Here is a 16911-nt window from a genome sequence, read left to right as displayed (position 1 = left end):
CCAGCCTAACCGGAAAACGTTGGCGTCCCCAACGATCTGCGTTATCGTTGGCCGCGCTAACGTTAGTGTCACCAACGATCGGAGCCACAGTGATCGAGCCGTTCCGCGTCCACGTCCCCCAGGCCGACCTCGACGACCTGGCCGACCGCCTGGCCCGCACCCGCTGGCCCGACGAACTGCCCGACGCCGGGTGGGACTACGGCATCCCGCTGGCCCGGGTACGGGAGCTGGCCGAGCACTGGCGCACCGCGTACGACTGGCGGGAGGCCGAGGCCGAGCTGAACCGGTATCCGCAGTTCACCACCACCATCGACGGGCAGAACATCCACTTCCTGCACGTACGCGCCGCCGACCCGGACGCGCTGCCGCTGATCCTCACGCACGGCTGGCCCGGCTCGGTCGTGGAGTTCCTCGACGTGCTCGGCCCGCTGTCCGAGCAGTTCCACCTGGTCGTACCGTCGATCCCCGGCTTCGGCTTCTCCGGCCCGACCCGGGAACGCGGCTGGGACGTCGACCGCGTCGCCCGCGCCTGGGCCGAGCTGATGCGGCGGCTCGGCTACCGGCGGTACGGCGCACAGGGCGGTGACTGGGGTTCGGTCATCTCCACCCGGCTCGGCGGCATCGACCCGAAGCACGTCGTCGGCGTACACCTCAACTACCTGCCCACACCCCCGCCGCCCGGCTGGACCGGGGAGGCCGGCCTGTCCGACGGGGACCGGGACCGGCTGACCCGGATCATGCGGCTCAAGACGCAGCGGCATCCCCATCAGGTGCTCTACGCCAGCCGGCCGCAGACCGTGTCGTACGCGCTGCACGACTCACCCGTCGGGCAGCTGGCGTGGATCGCCGAGAAGTTCACCGAGTGGACCGACCCGCGATCGGCGGTCGGCGTGGACCGCATCCTCACCGACGTCTCGGTCTACTGGTTCACCCGCACGGCCGCCTCGTCCGCGCGGCTGGTGCGGGAGAGCGCGTTCGGTGGCCCGCCCGCGCCCTGCCCGCCCCCGCTCGGGGTCGCCGTGTTCGCGCACGACATCACCCAGGCCGTCCGGCCGATCGCCGAACTGACGTACACGATCCGGCAGTGGAGCGAGTTCGACCGGGGTGGTCACTTCGCCCCGCTGGAGGTGCCGGAGCTGTTCGCCGACGACGTCCGGTCGTTCTTCTGGAGCCTGCGGTGACGGCCGCGCTCAGCCCATGTCCGCCGCGAACATGCCCGGCTCGTACGAGCCGCCGCGCTGGTGCACGAGCACCGCGAACCGGTTCGCCGCGTTGATCAGCCCGACCAGGCAGACCAGCGCGGCGACCTGGTCGTCGTCGTAGTGCTTGCGCACCTGCTCCCACGTCTCGTCGGACACGCCCTGATGGGCGTCGGCGAGCCGGGTGCCCTCCTCGGCGAACGCCAGCGCCGCGCACTCGGCCCCGGTGAACACTGTCGACTCACGCCAGGCGGCGACCAGGTTCAGCCGGACCGCGCTCTCGCCCCCGGCCACCGCCTCCTTGGTGTGCATGTCGATGCACCAGCCGCAGCCGTTGATCTGGCTGGCCCGCAGCGACACCAGCTCCTGCACGGTGCGGGGCAGCGACGACTGGTGGATCATCAGGCCCGCGCCGGCGAAGCGCTTCATGAACGTCGCCGAGACCGGGCTCTCGAACAGGTTGAATCGGGTCTGCATGGTTGCGCCCTCTCTGCTGGGGTGGGTGTGGGACGAACACGAGGTGCCGGGGACGCGTCCGGCGTGACGGCGACGCCCGGTGAGGACCGCCACAGCGACCGGATGTCACACGGCGGCGGTGGCCGGCGTCTGGTGGGGAACGCAGCCGAGCAGCGAAGGAGCCAGCCATGGCGGACCCGGCCACCGAGGATTTCCTCGCGCACCGGAACCTGCTCTTCACCGTCGCGTACGAGATGCTCGGCTCGGCCGCCGACGCGGAGGACGTGGTGCAGGAGACCTGGCTGCGCTGGGCCGGCGTGGACCTCGACGAGATTCGGGACCGGCGCGCCTACCTGGTCCGGATCACCACCCGGCAGGCGCTGTCCCGGCTGCGCACGCTGGGCCGGCGCAAGGAGTCGTACGTCGGCTCATGGCTGCCCGAGCCGCTGCTCACCGCGCCCGACGTGGCCGACGACGTGACGCTCGCGGAAAGCGTGTCGATGGCGATGCTGCTGGTGCTGGAGACGCTCACGCCGACCGAACGGGCCGTGTTCGTTCTGCGGGAGGTGTTCGACGTCGGCTACGACGAGATCGCCGAGACGGTCGAGCGGAGTCCCGTCGCCGTGCGGCAGATCGCGCACCGGGCGCGGGCCCACGTCGCGGCGCGCCGCCCTCGCCGTACGGTCTCGGCGGCCGAGGCCCGCGACGCGCTCGACGCGTTCCGGCGGGCGGTGGAGACCGGCGACCTGGACGGGCTGCTCCGCGTCCTGTCGGCGGACGCGGTGCTCGTCGGCGACGGCGGCGGGATCAAGCAGGCGATCGTCCGTCCGGTCACCGGTGGCGACAAGGTGGCCCGGCTGCTCGCGGGCGGCTGGCGCCGGGTCGCCGCCGTGGCGTCGATCGAGCCGGCCCAGGTCAACGGCTACCCGGCGCTGCTGGTACACCTCGACGGCGAGCTGGACACGGTCGTCGCGGTACGCCTCGACGACGGCCGGATCAGCGGCCTCTACGCGGTGCGCAACCCGGAGAAGCTGTCCCACATGACCCGCGAGACGACGCTGCGGCGCTGACCGGCGGGAGGGCGCGGCGGTCTGGACCGACGACGGCGGCTCAGCGGCGGACGCCCACCCCGCCGTACCCGTGCGACACCGCGGCCTGCGGTTCCCCGTCGGGCCGCCAGTCCGCCACCCTGACCAGGCCCGGCTCGACCAGCTCGTACCCGTCGAGGAAGCGGGCCACCTCGTCGCGGGTGCGGGGCACCAGCGGGGAGCTGCTGCGGCGGTAGATCGCGGTGCCCTGCTCGGTGGGCAGCGTCGGCAGGCCGTCCAGGGTGAGGTGGGACAACGCGAGCACGCTGCCCGGCACCGTGGCGTCGCGCAGCTTCGCCACCGCCGCGTACGGATCGTCGGCGTCCGGCACGAAGTGCAGCACCGCGAGCAGCAGCACCGCGACCGGCTCGCTCAGGTCGATCGTGGCCCGCAGCGTCGGGTCGGCCAGCAGCTCGTCGGGACGCCGCAGGTCGCCCTGGAGCACCACGGTGCGGCCGTCGGTGGGCAGCAACCGCCGGGCGTACGCGACCGCGACCTCGTCGTGGTCGACGTAGACCACCCGGGCGTCGGGGCGTACCGCGCGGACCACCTCGTGCACGTTGCCCTGGGTGGGCAGGCCGGCGCCGATGTCGAGGAACTGGCGTACGCCCTGCTCGGCCGCCCAGCGCACGACCCGGCGCAGGAACGCGCGGTTGCTCTGCGCGGCGACGCCGGTGTCCGGGAAGATCTTCAGGATCTCCTCGGCCGCGGCCCGGTCGGCGGCGAAGTTGTGGCAGCCGCCGAGGTAGTAGTCGTACATCCGGGCGACATTGGGTCGGTTCTCAGCCTCCGTCACCCCTCGATGTCTAGCACTCTGGGCGACACACCGCTGACCCGTCGTGTCGACGATCCGGCCGATCCCGGTCTTCACCTGGTACGACGGTGGGACACGCCGTCGCGAGGAGGTACCGATGACAGGTGGACGGGAGACCGTGGAGGTCGAGCCGGTGGTGTTCCGCGCCGTCTACGACTCGCCCGCGTCACTGCCCGGACGGCACCGGTGGACCACCCCGGAGGCGGACGTGCGACGGCTGGAGAAACTGCTGAACATGCCGGCGCGCAGCATCGGCGCGCCGCTGTGGGTCAGCGGCGACGAGCCGGACTGCCCGAAGTGCGGGCGGCGGGTCACCTGGTACGACATCGTCGCGTCCGCGCTGCACGGCGTGCACGACCACACGATGATCGCGCGGGTGATCCTCGGCGAGCGCAAGTACGTGAACACCGAGGTGCCGGACGCGATCCCCGGTGTCCACTGTGCCGACTGCCGCACCCCGATCACCGGGCTGCGCAGCTTCAAGTGCCACAACTGGGCGTACGCGTTCGAGGCGCTGGAGGAGGTCGTCGCCCGGATGTCCGGCCTGCCGGTTCAGTCGTCGCCGCCGGCCGCCTCCTGAGCGCGCCGTTCGGGACGGCGGCCGGGTGGGGCCTGCGGCTCGGGGCCGGGGTCGGGCACCGGCGGCATCGGCCGGGTGACCGGCCCGTCGCCGGTGACCCGGAGCTGATCGCCGTGGTGCCACAGCTCCACCGCGTCGTCCGGCCCGGCGTCCGGCAGCTCGTAGCGGGCCTCCCGCCCGGTGAGCGTGACCCGCAGGCGGTGCCCGTGCCGGCGCAGGTGGAACACCAGCCGGGTGATCGGCCGGGGTAGGCGCGGCTCGAACGCGAGCACGCCCCGGTCGTCGCGCAGCCCGCCGAAGCCCTGCGCCACCACCAGCCAGGCGCCGGCCAGGGACGCCAGGTGCAGCCCGTCGGCGGTCTTGTCGCCCAGGTCGGCGAGATCCTGGAACGCCGTCTCGGCGAACAGGTCGTACGCCAGGTCGAGATGCCCGACCTCGGCGGCGAGGATCGCCTGCGCGGACGCCGACAGCGACGAGTCCCGGACGGTCCGCGCCTCGTAGTAGGCGACGTTGCGCGTCTTCTCCTCGGCGGTGAACTCCCCCGGGCAGCGCAGCATGGCCAGCACCAGGTCGGCCTGCTTGACCACCTGCTTGCGGTACAGCTCCAGGTAGGGGAAGTGCAGCAGCAGCGGGTAGTCGTCCTCGCCGGTGCCGGCGAAGTCCCACTCCGGCTGCGCGGTGAAACCGGCCGACTGCTCGTGCACGCCGCGCTTGCCGTCGTACGGGACGAACATCGCGTCGGCGGCGGCCCGCCAGCCGGCCACCTCGGCGGCGTCGACGCCGAGCCGCGCGGCCACCTCCGGGCACTGTTCCACGGCGTCGGCGGCGCCGCGCAGGTTGCGCCGGGCCATCAGGTTGGTGAAGACGTTGTCGTCGACGAGCGCGGAGTACTCGTCCGGGCCGGTGACGCCGGTCAGGTGGAACGCGCCGCCGTCGTCGAAGTGGCCGTAGCCGCGCCACAGCCGGGCGGTCTCGATCAGCACCTCGGCGCCGCTCTCGGCGAGGAACGCGGTGTCGCCGGTGGTCGCCACGTACCGCAGCACCGCGTCGGCGATGTCGGCGTTGACGTGCAGGCCCGCGCTGCCGGCCGGCCAGTAGCCGGAGCACTCCCGGCCGCTGAGCGTCCGCCACGGGTAGGTGGCGCCGGTCAGGCGCAGCTCGGCCGCGCGCTCGCGGGCCTCGGGCAGGTGGGCGTGCCGCCAGCGCAGCGCCGAGCGGGCCAGCTCCGGCGCCAGGTACGTCAGCACCGGCAGCACGTAGCCCTCGGTGTCCCAGAGCACGTGCCCGTCGTAGCCGTTGCCGGTCAGCCCCTTCGCCGGGATGGTCCGGTCGCCGTCGGCGCGGCCGGACTGCAGCAGGTGGAACACCGAGAACCGCACCGCGAGTTGCAGCTCCGGGTCGCCGTCCAGCTCGACGTCGGCGGTGGCCCACGCCGCGTCGAGCGCGGCGCGCTGCTCGGCGAGCAGGGCGTCGAACCCGTCGGCCCGGGCCGCGTCCGCCTCCGCGACGACCAGGTCGGCCAGCTCACCGGCCGGGGTGCCGTCGACGTCGGCGCACTCGTACGCGGCGAACCGGGTGACCCGGATCCGCTCGCCGGGGCGTACCTGACCGGACAGCGCCAGCCGGAACCGGTCGGCGGTCACTTCGGTGCCGGTGGCGATCTCGTCGGGCGCTTCGACCCGGTGCGCGACGGCGACGGCGACCCGCTGGCCGCTGCGCCCGGTCCGGTGCACGAGCACACCGTCGAGGCCGTCGTCGCGGCGGATCTCGCCGGTGAGCGGGTCGTGGATCACCGAGGCGGCCCGGGGGTCATCGGCGCGTTCCGGCACCCGCTGGTTGGCGAGCAGATCGGCGCCGACCCGCAGCCGGACCGGCTCGTCCAGCGGCTCGGCCACCCAGTCGACGGCGGCGACCGGACGTCGGGTCAGCGAGACCAGGCGGGTGCTGCGGATGCGTACGCCCCGGCCGCCCGGCGAGATCCACTCGGTCTCCCGGTGGACCACCCCGGCACGCAGGTCAAGTTCCTGGTGGTGCCGCCGGATCGTGCCGGTCCGCAGGTCCAGCGGCTCGTCGTCGACCCAGAGCCGGATCAGTGCGGCGTTCGGCGCGCTGATCACGGTGTCGCTGCGTTCCGGGAACGCGTACCCGCTCTCCGGGTAGGTCAGCTCGTGCTGCTCGTGGAACCCGTTGAGGTAGCTGCCCGGCATCCCGCAGGGTTCGCCCTCGTCGAGCGTCCCGCGCCAGCCCACCCAGCCGTTGGCGAGCGCGAAGACGGACTCGGTCTCGCCCAGCCGGTCCAGGTCCGCGCTCGTGCGCCGGATCCGCCAACCGTCGTCGCCGTGCGGCACGTGCCCTCCCGAGTCCGAAGCCTGGACCGCCACCGAACCAGACCCGGCTGGGAGGTGGCTGGGACTCCGATACCCTTGGCTACGCCTGCCCGCACCTGCGGGTGGCCGATCACACGGTGACGAGCACCAGCGCGGCGGCGGTGCCGAGCACCAGGAACGGCCCGAACGGCAGATGCCCGGACCAGCGGACCCGCCGGGCGGCGAGCAGCACGACCCCGGCCAGCCCGGCGAGGACGAGCGCGAGCACCAGCCCGGCCACGAGCACCGGCCAGCCGTACCAGCCGAGCAGCGCGCCCGCGCCGAGCGCAAGCTTGGCGTCGCCGAGGCCGAAGCCACGCCGCCCGAACAGCAGCGTGGTCGCGGCGAATCCGCCGCCGAGCACCAGCCCGGCCAGGACCGCGCGGATCCACGGGTCCGCGCCCGGACCGGTCAGCGCGGCCACCCCGAGCAGCGCCCACGCACCGGCGGCGGCCGGCCAGGTGAGCCGGTCGGGCAGCCGGTGCGCCATCGCGTCCACGATCGTCATCGGCACCGCCCAGACGAGCCACCAGGCCAGTGCCAGCCGCGCGGCGGTTGCGCCGCCGGCGAACAGCGGCACCGCCACCGCGAACAGCAGTGCCACCTCCACCACTGCGGGCGCCGCGCCGACCCGGGCCCGGCAGGCCGGGCAGCGGGCGGCGGGGCCGAGCGCCGGCAGCGGCCGGTCCAGCCCGATCGGGGCGCCGCAGCCGTCGCACCCCGTCCGGTCCGGAGACCCCGGCGGTACGGCGTAGCGCGCCACCGCCAGCCGGAGCAGGGGTACGACCGTCAGGGCGGCGATGAGCCGGGCGCTCGGAGGTCGGGCATCGGTCACCCGTCCGGTACGCCGTACCCGTTCAGCCGTCATGCCGGATCCCCCGTCCGGTCGCCGCGCGTTCCATCGTGGAGCACGCAGAGTGATTTGTCGCTCGCGCAGATGTGACGGCCGGGGCGTACCGGGGCGTCTGATGCGACTCGGCGGCGGCGGGGGCAGGTCGTGGCGTGAGCCCCGGCGAACGGGCGGGACGGATCGGACGAGCGGCATGCTCCCCACCCATACCGGCGGCACCGCGGCGGCTCGCCGCCGCCGTCGCGGCGCGTACGGGTGAGCACACGCCCGCCGGCTCGGAGCCCTGCGGAAGCCTGCTCGTCATCGTGACGACACACACCGGCCACCACCTCCCGTCTTCACTCACCGTGTTCACGTGAATTACCTCTGTTGCATCGGCGGACGTGAGCCTATGCTCGCCCCTTGGGTACGACGCAACCCCCGATCAATTGGCGTCGGAGGCACCAGGGCACGGAATCCGCAGCGATCAGTACAGGTCAATACAAGTGGCGGCGACGGGGGCCCGGAGTGACAGTTCCGGGCGCGCTTCCGCATGCCCGGAGCGGGTCGGCGTGATCGCCCCGGGCCGGCACCGAGGAGGGATCGGCGTTGCGCACACGGCAATCCCGCCGATGGGAAATCTTCCTGCTCAGCGTTGTGCTGGTGGTCGGCTCGGCCGGCTGCGGCACCGAGCCGGAGGCGGCCACCCGTCCGCTGACCGGCCGTGCCGCCGCACCCGCCGCCCATTCCAGCGCCGAGGAGGACGCGGCCGGAAAAGCGGCCCTGGCCGCCTATTCCGGCTATCTCGACGCGTCCCGGGCAGCCAGTGCGCGCAGCGATCCGTCCCATCCCGCTCTGACCCGTTTTCTGGCTGATCCGTTGCTGACTCGGGTGCGAATGGCGATTCTCGACGCGAAGGAGCACGGCGCGATGCGTACCGGGAAACTGCTCTCCGACCCCGAGGTCGTGTCGGTCGACCTGACCGCCCGCCCGCCCACTGTCGAGATCCAGGACTGCCTGGACGCGAGCGGCTACCGGCTCGTCTACGCCAAGGACCGCAAGGCCGTACCCGGCACCCGCGGCGGGCGCTACCTGGCGACTGCCACAGCGGTCCGTTTCCCGGACGGCCGGTGGCTGGTCAACGGCGGCGCCGCGCACCAGGACCAGCCGTGCTGACCTGGGGAGGAAGGGGTGTCCCGGCCCACCCGACCCGGGCCGGGACGCCCCGCCGGCTGCTGCTCGCCGCCGGCCTGGCCGCGCTGCTGACGCTCACCGGCGCACCCGCCCGCGCCGCCGACCCCGGCGGCTCCTGCCCGCCGGAACAGACCGACTGCGACGTCTGGGACGACGACCCCGGCACGCCGGGCGGCCCGGGCGGGCCGGGTGGCGGCGGGGACAACGGCGGCGGGGGCGGCAACGGCGGCGGCACGCCGAAGTGCCAGTGGAACGGCCGGGCCATCCCCTGCTATCACGAGGTCCTCGGCTGGTTCAACAACGCCGACGGCTGCTACTACAAGCTCGCCGAGCCGCAGGACGAGGCGCCTCCCGGCAAGCAGTGGTACCAGCTCACCTGCAACGGCGGCGACATCGGCAGCCTGCGTCGGGAACTCCTCGAGGCCCCGCCGCCCGGATACGGCGCGCCGCCGGACCCGGAGGAACTGGCCCGCCGCGCGCTGGCCTCGATCTCGCTGCTCCCGCCGCGGGCCGCCGTGGCGCCCCGGCGCAGCCAGGGCCCCGGCCTGGTCGGGCTGCCCGTCTGGATGTGGGCCAGCCCGGGCACGGCGTACTTCGGGCCGCTGTCCGCGTCCGCCTCCGACCGAGGGCTGACCGTGGAGATCACCGCGAAGGTGGACCGGATCGTCTGGCACATGTCCGACGACATCGACGTCACCTGCGACGGGCCGGGCACGCCGTACCGGGCGAACGGGCCGAGGGCCGGCTCCACCTCGCCCGACTGCGGCCTCGACCAGGGCTACCCGGAGGCCGGCACCTACGAGGTGAGCGCCACGACGTTCTGGACCGTCGAGTGGTCCGGCGGCGGGGAGAGCGGCGTGATCGCCCAGAGCCGGTCCAGCGGCGTCGTCCAGGTACAGATCAACGAGCTTCAGGTGGTGACCCGATGAGTGTCGTGGCAGCCCGCAACGGAACTCCGGTGGAGGCACCCGTCGCGCCGCCGAAGGTGGTCCGGCAACGACGCGTCCGCCCCGGCCTGCTCGGCCTGGCGGTCCTGCTGATCGCGCTCGGCGGGCTGGGCGCGGCGTTCGCGGTCACGTCGGTGCGCTCCACCGGCACGTACCTGGCCGTGGCCCGGCCGGTCGACGTGGGACAGCAGCTCACCGCCGACGACCTGGTGCCGGTACGCGTATCCGGCGGACGGGAACTCCAGCCGGTGTCCGCCGACCGGATGGACGAGGTACTCGAGCTGCGGGCGGCCGTCCGGCTCACCCCGGGCACGCTGCTCACCCCGGCGCAGCTCACCGAGGCCCCGCTTCTCGGCGCCGGCCAGCAGCAGATCGCGCTGGGGCTGGAACCCGAGCAGGTGCCGGCCCGCAAGCTGCACCCCGGCGACAAGGTGCTGCTGGTCAGCACGCCCTCGAACGCGACCGGCGGCGGCTCGGAGGCGTCCCGTGGCGGCGGTACCCGGTTCGAGGGCACCGTGATCGACACCGCCACGCCGCAGAACGGTGACGTGGTGGTCTACCTGGCGCTGGCCGTACGGGACGTGCCGGCCGTCGTGGCGCTCGCCGCCGACGACCGGATCGCGCTCGTGCTCACCGAGGCCGCCTGATGGCGATCATCGCCCTGGTCTCGGCGAAGGGGTCGCCGGGCGTCACCACCGCCGCGCTCGCCGCCGCGCTGAGCTGGCACCGGCGGCTCGTGCTGGCCGAGTGCGACCCGGCGGGCGGCTCGATCCTCGCCGGTTACCTCGGCGGGGCGCTGGACGGGCCGCGCGGCATCGGCGAGCTGGCGGTGGGTGAGCTGCGCGACGGCAGCCTGGAGCACGCGTTCTGGTCCCAGCTGGTCGACCTGGACGCGCCCCGCCGCGAACGGCTGCTGCTGCCCGGTGTGGTGGACCCGGCCCAGGCCGGCAGCGTGATCCCGCTCTGGCAGCGCTTCGCCGACTACTTCACCGGGCTGGAACGGGGCGAACCGCCGTACGACGTACTGGTCGACTGCGGCCGGCTCGCGGTCGGCGGTCCACCGTGGCCGCTGCTGCGGGCCGCCGCGGTGGTGCTGCTGGTCACGCGCGCGCACCTGCCCGACCTCTCCGCCACCCGGGCCACCGCCCGCGCCGTCGAGCGGGATCTCACCGAGCACCGCGTACCGCCGGGCACGCTGCGACTGCTCGTGGTCGGGGACGGGCACGGCACCAGCGAGATCAGCAAGGCGCTGCGGCTGCCGGTGATCGCCCGCCTGCCGCACGACCCGCGTACCGCCGAGGTGCTCGCCCACGGCGGCACCGTACGGGCCAACCGGCCGCTGATGCGCGCGGCCGGCGCCCTGGAGGTGCCGGTCCGGGCGCTGCTGGACCGGCGGCGCGCCCGGCTGGCCTGGCCCGGGACGACCACACCGCGCGCGGTGACCGCGCCGAGCGTGCCGGGGGTGTCCGGTGCGGTTTGAGCCGGTCTCCCACGACCCACGCGCGCAGCAGCCGGGCGTCGTCTCCACGGTCCCGCCACTGGCCCCGCCGAACGGGCGGCACCACGTCCCCGGGGCGGTGCCCGCCGCGCCACCGGCGCCACCGCCGCGCCCCCGTGTCGACTTCGCGGTGGTCCGCGAGCTGCGCCGGGAGCTGAGCGAACGGCTCACCCACTGGCAGCGCGGACGCGAGTTCGACGCCGACGCCGAGGAGGTCGAGCGCGCCCGGCTGGCGGTCGCTGTGGTGTCCGCGTACGCCGACTCGGTACGCCGGGCCGGCACACCGATGGCCGCCGAGTCGGAACGGATGCTGCTCGACCAGGTCACGGCCGAACTCGTCGGGCTGGGCCGCCTCCAGACGCTGCTCGTCGACGACAGCATTGAGGAGGTGCACATCCTCGGCTGCGACCAGGTACGCATCACCCGGCACGGCGGCGGCGTCGACTGGGCCGAGCCGATCGCCGAGACCGACGACGAGCTGGTGGAGATCCTCCAGGCGGCGGCCCGCCGGGCCGGGGCCACCGAACGGTCGCTGTCCACCTCGAAGCCCACGCTCGACCTGCAACTGCCCGACGGCAGCCGGCTCGCCGCCGTGTTCCTGGTCAGCCACCGCCCGTACGCGGTGATCCGCAAGCACAACACGCTCGAGGTGAGCCTGGAGGACATCGCGGGCGGCCGGCCCGACCTGGACGAGATGATCGACCCGCTGCTGCGCGACTTCCTCCGCGCGTCCATGCGGGCCGGACTGAACATCATGGTCGCCGGGCTAGCCGGGGCCGGGAAGACCACAGTCATCCGCGCGCTGATGGACGAGATCCCGGCCGACGAGCCGTACGTGCTGCTGGAGGAGAGCCGGGAACTCCTGCCGGCCCGGCGCGGGCACAAACACCGGGCGGTGATGAGCTTCGAGTCCCGGGAGGGGCACGGCGAGCGCGGCGCGGACGGGCGGCCGGCGGGTGAGGTCAGCATCGCCGACCTGATCCCGGTGTCGCTGCGGATGGGCGTGCTGCGGATCATCGTCGGCGAGGTGCGGTCCCGGGAGATCGTGCCGATGCTCCAGGCGATGACCACGAGCCGCGGGTCGATGTGCACCATTCACGCGCGTACCCCCTCGGGGGTGAGCGAACGCATCATCGAGCTGGCGCTGTCGCACGGCCGGGAGATGACAGTCGACCAGGCCCGCCGGATGGCCGGCAACGCGCTCGACCTGATCGTCTACGTCACGGTCGAGGACGAGACCGCGATCGGCGGCCGCAAGCACCGCTTCGTCTCGCACGTCGAGGAGGTCATCGGCGTCGGCGAGGGCAACCGGATCACCACGACCAGCGTCTTCGGTCCGGGGCCGGACGGCCGCGCGGTCCCCCGCCACCTGCCCGAACGCATCCGCGACCAACTGCTGCGCGTCGGCTACGACGCCCGCCTGCTCACCCGGTTCGTCGAGGCCGGTGTGGGCGCGTGGCGGCGACCCCGGCACACCCGCCTCGGGGCGCGGCCGAGCGGAGGCCCGGCGTGACGCAGATCGAACTGATCGCCCTGGTCTCCGGCGCCGCCTGCGTGGCCGGGCTGGTGCTGACCGTCGTCGCGCTCGTCGGCACCCGCCGCCCGCCCGGTCCGGCAGCAGGCGCCGGGCCGGGCCTGAGCCGCCTCTGGACCGGTTCCGGCGCGAGCCGCGCCGACCAGCGCCGCTACCAGCTCCTGCTCGGCGCCGCAGTGGTCGCCGGTGCGGTGGCGTTCCTGCTCACCGGGCTGCCGGTGGTCGGCCTGCTGGTGGCGCTGGCGGTGCCGGGCGTGCCGTGGCTGTTCGCGGTCGGCCGGGCCGAGCAGCGGGCCATCGCCCGGGTCGAAGCCGTAGGCGAGTGGACCCGCCGACTCAAGGACATCTCGGCCACCGGCCAGGGACTCCAGCAGGCGATCATCGGCACCATCGCCACCGCTCCGGAGGAGATCCAGGAGGAGGTACGCACGCTCGCGGCCCGCCTCCAGGCCGGCTGGCTGGCCCGCTCGGCGCTGCTCGCCTTCGCCGACGAGATCGCCGACCCGGTCGCCGACCAGGTGGTGGCCGCGCTGATCCTGCACCTCACCGACCGGGGTGAGCGCCTCGGCGACGTGCTCGGGTCGATCGCCACCGCCGCCTCGGCCGAGGTCGCGACCCGGCGCGAGGTCGAGGCGAAGCGCACCCAGCCCCGGTTCGCGGTCCGTTTCCTCACCGGCATGACGCTGGCGACGCTCGCGTACGGGCTGGTGAACAGCGACTACATCCGTCCCTACGGGACGGTGACCGGTCAGCTCGTGATGGCGGTGCTCGGCGCGGCGTTCGTCGGGCTGCTGGTCTGGGTGCGCTCGATGAGCCAGCCGCCCCGGCCCGCGCGCTTCCTGCCGGCGCCCGACCCGGAGGAGGCGATCGCGTGAGCGCACTCAACTGGCAGATGGCGATCGCGGTGCTCGGCGGGTGCGCGGTAGGGCTCGGACTGTTCATGGTGGTCCGCGAGGCCCTGCCGGCCACCCCGGCGCTCGGCCCGGCGCTGCGCCGGCTGCACCAGCCACCCGGCCAGGCCCCGGCCGCCGGCGCCGGGCCGGACTGGCTCGACGGATTCGCCCGCTGGCTGCGCCCGCCGCACCGGCAGCTCGCCCTGCTCGACCGCACCCCGGAGCAGTACGCCCTCTCCGTGCTGCTCTCCGCGCTCGTCGGGTTCGCCACCCCGGCGGTCGCCTCGGCGGTGCTCTTCGTCGGCGGGGTGGCGCTGCCGGTGGCCGTACCGGTGGTGGCCAGTCTGGGCCTGGCGCTCGGCGCCGGTCTGCTCGCGCACCGCGCGGTCCTGGCCAAGGCGGACGCCGCCCGGGACGAGTTCCGCCAGGCGGTCTGCACCTATCTCGACCTGGTGGCATTGCAGCTGTCCGCCGCGCACGGCCCGGTGCAGTCGCTGGAGCGCGCGGCGGCGGTCTGCGACGGCTGGGTCTTCGACCGGATCCGGGAGGCGCTGCGGCTCGCCCAGCTCCAGATGCACTCGCCCTGGGACGAGCTGCAGGAGCTGGCCGAGCGGATCGGCATCCCGGAACTGGGCGACGTGGGCGCCATCATGCGCTCCTCGGGCAGCGAGGGCGCCCAGGTGCACGAGACGTTGCGGTCCCGCGCCGACTCGCTGCGCGACCAGATCCGCACCGACAACCTGGCTCGGGCCGAGGGGGTCACCAGCAAGTTGGACATCCCCGGCTCGCTGCTGGTGTTCGTCCTGCTCGGCTTCGCCGTCTATCCGTTCCTCGCCCGTCTGTGAACCCCCTTCGAGAAGGAGACGACCATGCACCTCTACGCCTACCTGTACGTGGCGGTGAGCACCCGCCTCGCCGAGCTGCGCCGGGACTCCGAGCGCGGCGACAGCCCGGTGCCGACCGCGGTGATCATCTTCGGCCTGGTGGCGGTGGCCATGGCGGTCACCGGGCTCGCCCTGGCCAAGGCGAACAACTGGATGAACGCCATCCCGAACAACACGGCGCCGCAGGCCCCGTGATGCCCCGCCCCGCCCGTACGGTCCGGAGCCGGCCGGCGTCTGCCGGCCGGCCCGCCGGCCCGCCCGGTCCGGGGCGGTTCGCCGCTGCCCTGCGTGCCCGCCTGGCCGAGGGCGAGCGGGGCGCCAACCCGGTCGAGCTGGCCGTGGTGATGCCGGTGATCCTGGTGATGCTGTTCGGCTCGATCCAGGTCGCCGTCTGGTTCGTGGCCCGGTCCACCGCGCTGAACGCCGCGCAGACCGCTGTGAACGCCCAGCGCACGATCGACGCCGGGCCGGACGCCGGACGGCAGCGGGCGATCAGCTTCCTGCAGCAGGCCGGGGACTGGCTGGTCGGCTGGGAGCAGACCGGCCCGACCTGCGTCGAGACCGCCACCGGCGTCACCTGCACGGTGCAGGGACGCTCCCTGTCGGTCATCCCGGGCGTCTCGTTCGAGGTCACGCAGACCGCGCACGGCCCGGCCGAACGCTGGACCACCGGATGAGCGCCGGGCCACGACGGGACCGGGGTTCCGTCTCGATCGAGGTGGCGGTGCTCGCGCCCGCCTTCATCGGGCTGATGGTGCTGGCCGGGGTCGCCGGGCGGACCGCGATCGCGGACGAGGCGGTGGAGTCGGCCGCCCACGACGCCGCCCGGGCCGCCTCGCTGGCCCGCAACGCCGACGACGGTGCGGAGGCCGCCGAGGAGGCGGCCCATGACCAGCTCGGCTGGGCGGGGCTGAACTGCACCGGCCCACCCCAGATCGATCTCGCGGGCTCGGTGGCCGGGACGACGACGAGCTTCGCCGCCGCGTACCAGAGCGCCGCAGGCGTGCCGGCGACCGTGACGGTCACGGTGACCTGCACCGTCTCCTTCGACGACCTGAGCGCGCCCGGCCTGCCCGGCGTGCCCGGCGGCAAGACCGTCTCGGCGAGGTTCACCTCGCCGCTGGACACCTACCGGAGCCGCGGATGACCGGGCGGGGCGAGGCGGAGAACGGCCGGGTGAGCCTGTTCCTGGCCGTGGCGATGACCGGCGTACTGGCGATCATCGGCCTGGCCTACGACGGCGCGGGTCAACTGCGCACGCTCCAGCGCGCGGACAACCTGGCCGCCGAGGCGGCCCGCGCCGGCGGCCAGATGATCGACCGCGCGCGGGCCATCGAGGGCGGCCCGAAGCAGATCGACCAGGTCGCCGCCCGCGCCGCGGTCGCCGCCTACCTCGGCGCCGCCGGCGGCGTCCAGGACCACGAGGTCGACTTTCCCGTGGTCGGCACCGAGACCCAGATCCGGGTGAGCGTGCAGATCACCTACAGCCGGGACCTGCTGAGTCTGTTCGGCGCACAGAAGACCGCCACCGTCACCGGTGAGGCCACCGCTCGGGCGCTCACCGGCCCACCGTAGGAAGGGAAGGCCGCCATGGGCGCACCCCGACGCTCCCCCGTCCGCCGCGCCGGCCAGGTTCTCACCGGCCTCGGCGCCCTCGTCGTGCTCGTCGGCGTGCTGGCCGGCGGGCCGGTCGCGTTGCTGGCGTTCGCCGGCAACCCGCTGCCGGATCATCTGCCCACGCTGGCCGAGGTCGGTACGGCGTTGACCAGCCGTGACGACGGTCAACTGTTCCTGCGCGCGCTGGCGGTGGTGGGCTGGTTCGGCTGGGCCACGTTCGCGTTCTCCGTCGTGGTGGAGCTGCTCGCGGCGGCGGTACGCCGGCCGGCGCCGAAGCTGCCCGGGATGCACCGCCAGCAGAAGGCGGCCGCCGCGCTCGTCGGTTCGGTCGCGCTGATCCTGGTCGCGAGCCCGGCCGCGGCGAGCGCCCCCGCACTGACCGCCCCGCAACCGGTGGTCGCGGCCTCGACGGTCGCAGCTCCGGCGTTCACCGCTCCGGCGGCGGCGCCGGGTGTCGCGTCACCGGCGGTGCCGGTCGCGGCGGAGACGAGCGAACCGGCCGTGTACCGGGTCGCCAAGGGCGACTACCTGGGCGAGGTGGCCGACCGTTACCTGGACGACTTCGACAGATACAAGGAGCTGGCCCGGCTGAACCGGCTCGCCGACCCGGACCGGATCCGCCCGGGTCAGCTCATCACGCTGCCGGACGGCGCGACGGATTCGGGTGCCCGGCGGCACGCCACCGGACGGATCGTGGTCACCAAGCCGGCCGAGACGGCACCCGTCAAACCCGGTGGCGGCGGTGCCTCCTCGACCACCCCGAAGGCGAAGCCCAAGCCGACGCCGCGGGACGCGACGCCCACCGTGGAGGCGCCTGTCGGTCAGCCGCCGGCCATGTCGGCGGGCGCGTCCCGGGCCACCGCGGAGGAAGGCATCAACCGTCCGCTCGCCATCTCGGCGGTGCTGGCCGTGGCGAGCATCGTGGGTGCGCAGATCGGCGCGCTGCTCGGGTTGCGCAAGCGGCCGGTGCCCGCCCGCGCGCTGTCGAGCGGACGGCACCGGCGGGACTGAC

At 74.1% G+C, this 16911-nt stretch carries 19 protein-coding genes; 15 read left to right on the top strand and 4 right to left on the bottom strand.

Annotated elements, in window-relative coordinates; genetic code table 11:
* Positions 1-89 precede the first annotated feature (89 nt).
* Positions 90-1181 (top strand): epoxide hydrolase family protein, encoded by a 1092-nt coding sequence (locus GA0070562_RS02175; RefSeq protein ID WP_091414229.1) that lies wholly within the window; start codon positions 90-92, stop codon positions 1179-1181.
* A 9-nt stretch (positions 1182-1190) separates the two neighbouring features.
* On the opposite strand, the gene GA0070562_RS02170 is transcribed toward GA0070562_RS02175, so the two are convergent.
* Positions 1191-1676, bottom strand: a complete 486-nt coding sequence (locus tag GA0070562_RS02170; protein ID WP_091414227.1) for a carboxymuconolactone decarboxylase family protein — start codon at positions 1674-1676, stop codon at positions 1191-1193.
* Positions 1677-1843: 167 nt separating this feature from the next.
* On the opposite strand from GA0070562_RS02170, the gene GA0070562_RS02165 reads away from it, so the two are divergent.
* Positions 1844-2725, top strand: coding sequence for an RNA polymerase sigma-70 factor (locus GA0070562_RS02165; protein ID WP_091414225.1), 882 nt, complete (start codon positions 1844-1846; stop codon positions 2723-2725).
* A 40-nt stretch (positions 2726-2765) separates the two neighbouring features.
* Here the strand turns inward: GA0070562_RS02165 and GA0070562_RS02160 are convergent, their stop codons facing one another.
* Positions 2766-3539, bottom strand: a complete 774-nt coding sequence (locus GA0070562_RS02160) for an SAM-dependent methyltransferase (RefSeq protein ID WP_091414223.1) — start codon at positions 3537-3539, stop codon at positions 2766-2768.
* A 115-nt stretch (positions 3540-3654) separates the two neighbouring features.
* Here GA0070562_RS02160 and GA0070562_RS02155 point away from each other — a divergent pair, with 115 nt between their 5' ends.
* Entirely contained in the window at positions 3655-4137 is a 483-nt protein-coding gene (locus tag GA0070562_RS02155) for a hypothetical protein (RefSeq protein WP_091416055.1), read from the top strand.
* Here GA0070562_RS02155 and GA0070562_RS02150 read toward each other — a convergent pair.
* A complete protein-coding gene (locus GA0070562_RS02150; protein ID WP_091414221.1) occupies positions 4110-6485 on the bottom strand; it encodes a glycoside hydrolase family 65 protein in 2376 nt (791 codons plus the stop codon). The genes GA0070562_RS02155 and GA0070562_RS02150 overlap by 28 nt on opposite strands.
* A 109-nt stretch (positions 6486-6594) precedes the next feature.
* Complete coding sequence (locus GA0070562_RS02145; protein WP_091414219.1) at positions 6595-7371, bottom strand: prepilin peptidase; 777 nt, start codon at positions 7369-7371, stop codon at positions 6595-6597.
* Positions 7372-7941: 570 nt separating this feature from the next.
* On the opposite strand from GA0070562_RS02145, the gene GA0070562_RS02140 reads away from it, so the two are divergent.
* The 12 genes from GA0070562_RS02140 to GA0070562_RS02085 are packed head-to-tail and all read left to right on the top strand — an operon-like array spanning position 7942 to position 16910.
* Positions 7942-8508 (top strand): hypothetical protein, encoded by a 567-nt coding sequence (locus tag GA0070562_RS02140; RefSeq protein ID WP_091414217.1) that lies wholly within the window; start codon positions 7942-7944, stop codon positions 8506-8508.
* A complete protein-coding gene (locus tag GA0070562_RS02135) occupies positions 8502-9455 on the top strand; it encodes a hypothetical protein (RefSeq protein ID WP_091414215.1) in 954 nt (317 codons plus the stop codon). Before GA0070562_RS02140 ends, GA0070562_RS02135 begins: the two co-directional genes overlap by 7 nt.
* Positions 9452-10120 (top strand): SAF domain-containing protein, encoded by a 669-nt coding sequence (locus GA0070562_RS02130; RefSeq protein WP_091414213.1) that lies wholly within the window; start codon positions 9452-9454, stop codon positions 10118-10120. Before GA0070562_RS02135 ends, GA0070562_RS02130 begins: the two co-directional genes overlap by 4 nt.
* Positions 10120-10953: a CpaE/TadZ family protein gene (locus tag GA0070562_RS02125; RefSeq protein WP_091414211.1), complete on the top strand. Its 834-nt coding sequence runs from the start codon at positions 10120-10122 to the stop codon at positions 10951-10953. The genes GA0070562_RS02130 and GA0070562_RS02125 overlap by 1 nt, the downstream gene beginning before the upstream one ends.
* Positions 10943-12484: a TadA family conjugal transfer-associated ATPase gene (locus GA0070562_RS02120; protein WP_091414209.1), complete on the top strand. Its 1542-nt coding sequence runs from the start codon at positions 10943-10945 to the stop codon at positions 12482-12484. The genes GA0070562_RS02125 and GA0070562_RS02120 overlap by 11 nt, the downstream gene beginning before the upstream one ends.
* Complete coding sequence (locus GA0070562_RS02115) at positions 12427-13380, top strand: type II secretion system F family protein (RefSeq protein WP_419781003.1); 954 nt, start codon at positions 12427-12429, stop codon at positions 13378-13380. The genes GA0070562_RS02120 and GA0070562_RS02115 overlap by 58 nt, the downstream gene beginning before the upstream one ends.
* Positions 13381-13397: 17 nt before the next feature.
* Entirely contained in the window at positions 13398-14243 is an 846-nt protein-coding gene (locus GA0070562_RS02110; RefSeq protein ID WP_091416047.1) for a type II secretion system F family protein, read from the top strand.
* A gap of 24 nt (positions 14244-14267) precedes the next feature.
* The gene (locus GA0070562_RS02105) at positions 14268-14477 is read left to right on the top strand and encodes a hypothetical protein (RefSeq protein ID WP_013283462.1); all 210 of its coding nucleotides are present in this window, start codon (positions 14268-14270) and stop codon (positions 14475-14477) included.
* A complete protein-coding gene (locus tag GA0070562_RS02100; protein ID WP_091416042.1) occupies positions 14477-14959 on the top strand; it encodes a TadE family protein in 483 nt (160 codons plus the stop codon). The genes GA0070562_RS02105 and GA0070562_RS02100 overlap by 1 nt, the downstream gene beginning before the upstream one ends.
* On the top strand, positions 14956-15429 hold the full coding sequence (locus tag GA0070562_RS02095; protein WP_091414206.1) for a TadE/TadG family type IV pilus assembly protein: 474 nt from the start codon (positions 14956-14958) through the stop codon (positions 15427-15429). Before GA0070562_RS02100 ends, GA0070562_RS02095 begins: the two co-directional genes overlap by 4 nt.
* Positions 15426-15857 carry a pilus assembly protein TadG-related protein gene (locus GA0070562_RS02090; RefSeq protein ID WP_091414204.1) on the top strand — a complete coding sequence of 144 codons (432 nt, stop codon included), beginning with the start codon at positions 15426-15428 and terminating at the stop codon, positions 15855-15857. Before GA0070562_RS02095 ends, GA0070562_RS02090 begins: the two co-directional genes overlap by 4 nt.
* Positions 15858-15872: 15 nt before the next feature.
* On the top strand, positions 15873-16910 hold the full coding sequence (locus GA0070562_RS02085) for a LysM peptidoglycan-binding domain-containing protein (protein WP_091414201.1): 1038 nt from the start codon (positions 15873-15875) through the stop codon (positions 16908-16910).
* Position 16911: the final 1 nt, after the last annotated feature.

It is taken from the genome of Micromonospora tulbaghiae (genome assembly GCF_900091605.1).
In the GTDB taxonomy this organism is placed as follows: Bacteria; Actinomycetota; Actinomycetes; order Mycobacteriales; family Micromonosporaceae; genus Micromonospora; species Micromonospora tulbaghiae.
This window is presented reverse-complemented; position numbering and strand designations above follow the sequence as displayed.

Bases quoted from the DNA above. Each gene is read 5' to 3' on its own strand.
- GA0070562_RS02170 (WP_091414227.1), bottom strand. From the start codon at position 1,676: ATGCAGACCCGATTCAACCTGTTCGAGAGCCCGGTCTCGGCGACGTTC.
- GA0070562_RS02165 (WP_091414225.1), top strand. From the start codon at position 1,844: ATGGCGGACCCGGCCACCGAGGATTTCCTCGCGCACCGGAACCTGCTC.
- GA0070562_RS02155 (WP_091416055.1), top strand. From the start codon at position 3,655: ATGACAGGTGGACGGGAGACCGTGGAGGTCGAGCCGGTGGTGTTCCGC.
- GA0070562_RS02145 (WP_091414219.1), bottom strand. From the start codon at position 7,371: ATGACGGCTGAACGGGTACGGCGTACCGGACGGGTGACCGATGCCCGA.
- GA0070562_RS02130 (WP_091414213.1), top strand. From the start codon at position 9,452: ATGAGTGTCGTGGCAGCCCGCAACGGAACTCCGGTGGAGGCACCCGTC.
- GA0070562_RS02125 (WP_091414211.1), top strand. From the start codon at position 10,120: ATGGCGATCATCGCCCTGGTCTCGGCGAAGGGGTCGCCGGGCGTCACC.
- GA0070562_RS02110 (WP_091416047.1), top strand. From the start codon at position 13,398: ATGGCGATCGCGGTGCTCGGCGGGTGCGCGGTAGGGCTCGGACTGTTC.
- GA0070562_RS02105 (WP_013283462.1), top strand. From the start codon at position 14,268: ATGCACCTCTACGCCTACCTGTACGTGGCGGTGAGCACCCGCCTCGCC.
- GA0070562_RS02100 (WP_091416042.1), top strand. From the start codon at position 14,477: ATGCCCCGCCCCGCCCGTACGGTCCGGAGCCGGCCGGCGTCTGCCGGC.
- GA0070562_RS02095 (WP_091414206.1), top strand. From the start codon at position 14,956: ATGAGCGCCGGGCCACGACGGGACCGGGGTTCCGTCTCGATCGAGGTG.
- GA0070562_RS02090 (WP_091414204.1), top strand. From the start codon at position 15,426: ATGACCGGGCGGGGCGAGGCGGAGAACGGCCGGGTGAGCCTGTTCCTG.
- GA0070562_RS02085 (WP_091414201.1), top strand. From the start codon at position 15,873: ATGGGCGCACCCCGACGCTCCCCCGTCCGCCGCGCCGGCCAGGTTCTC.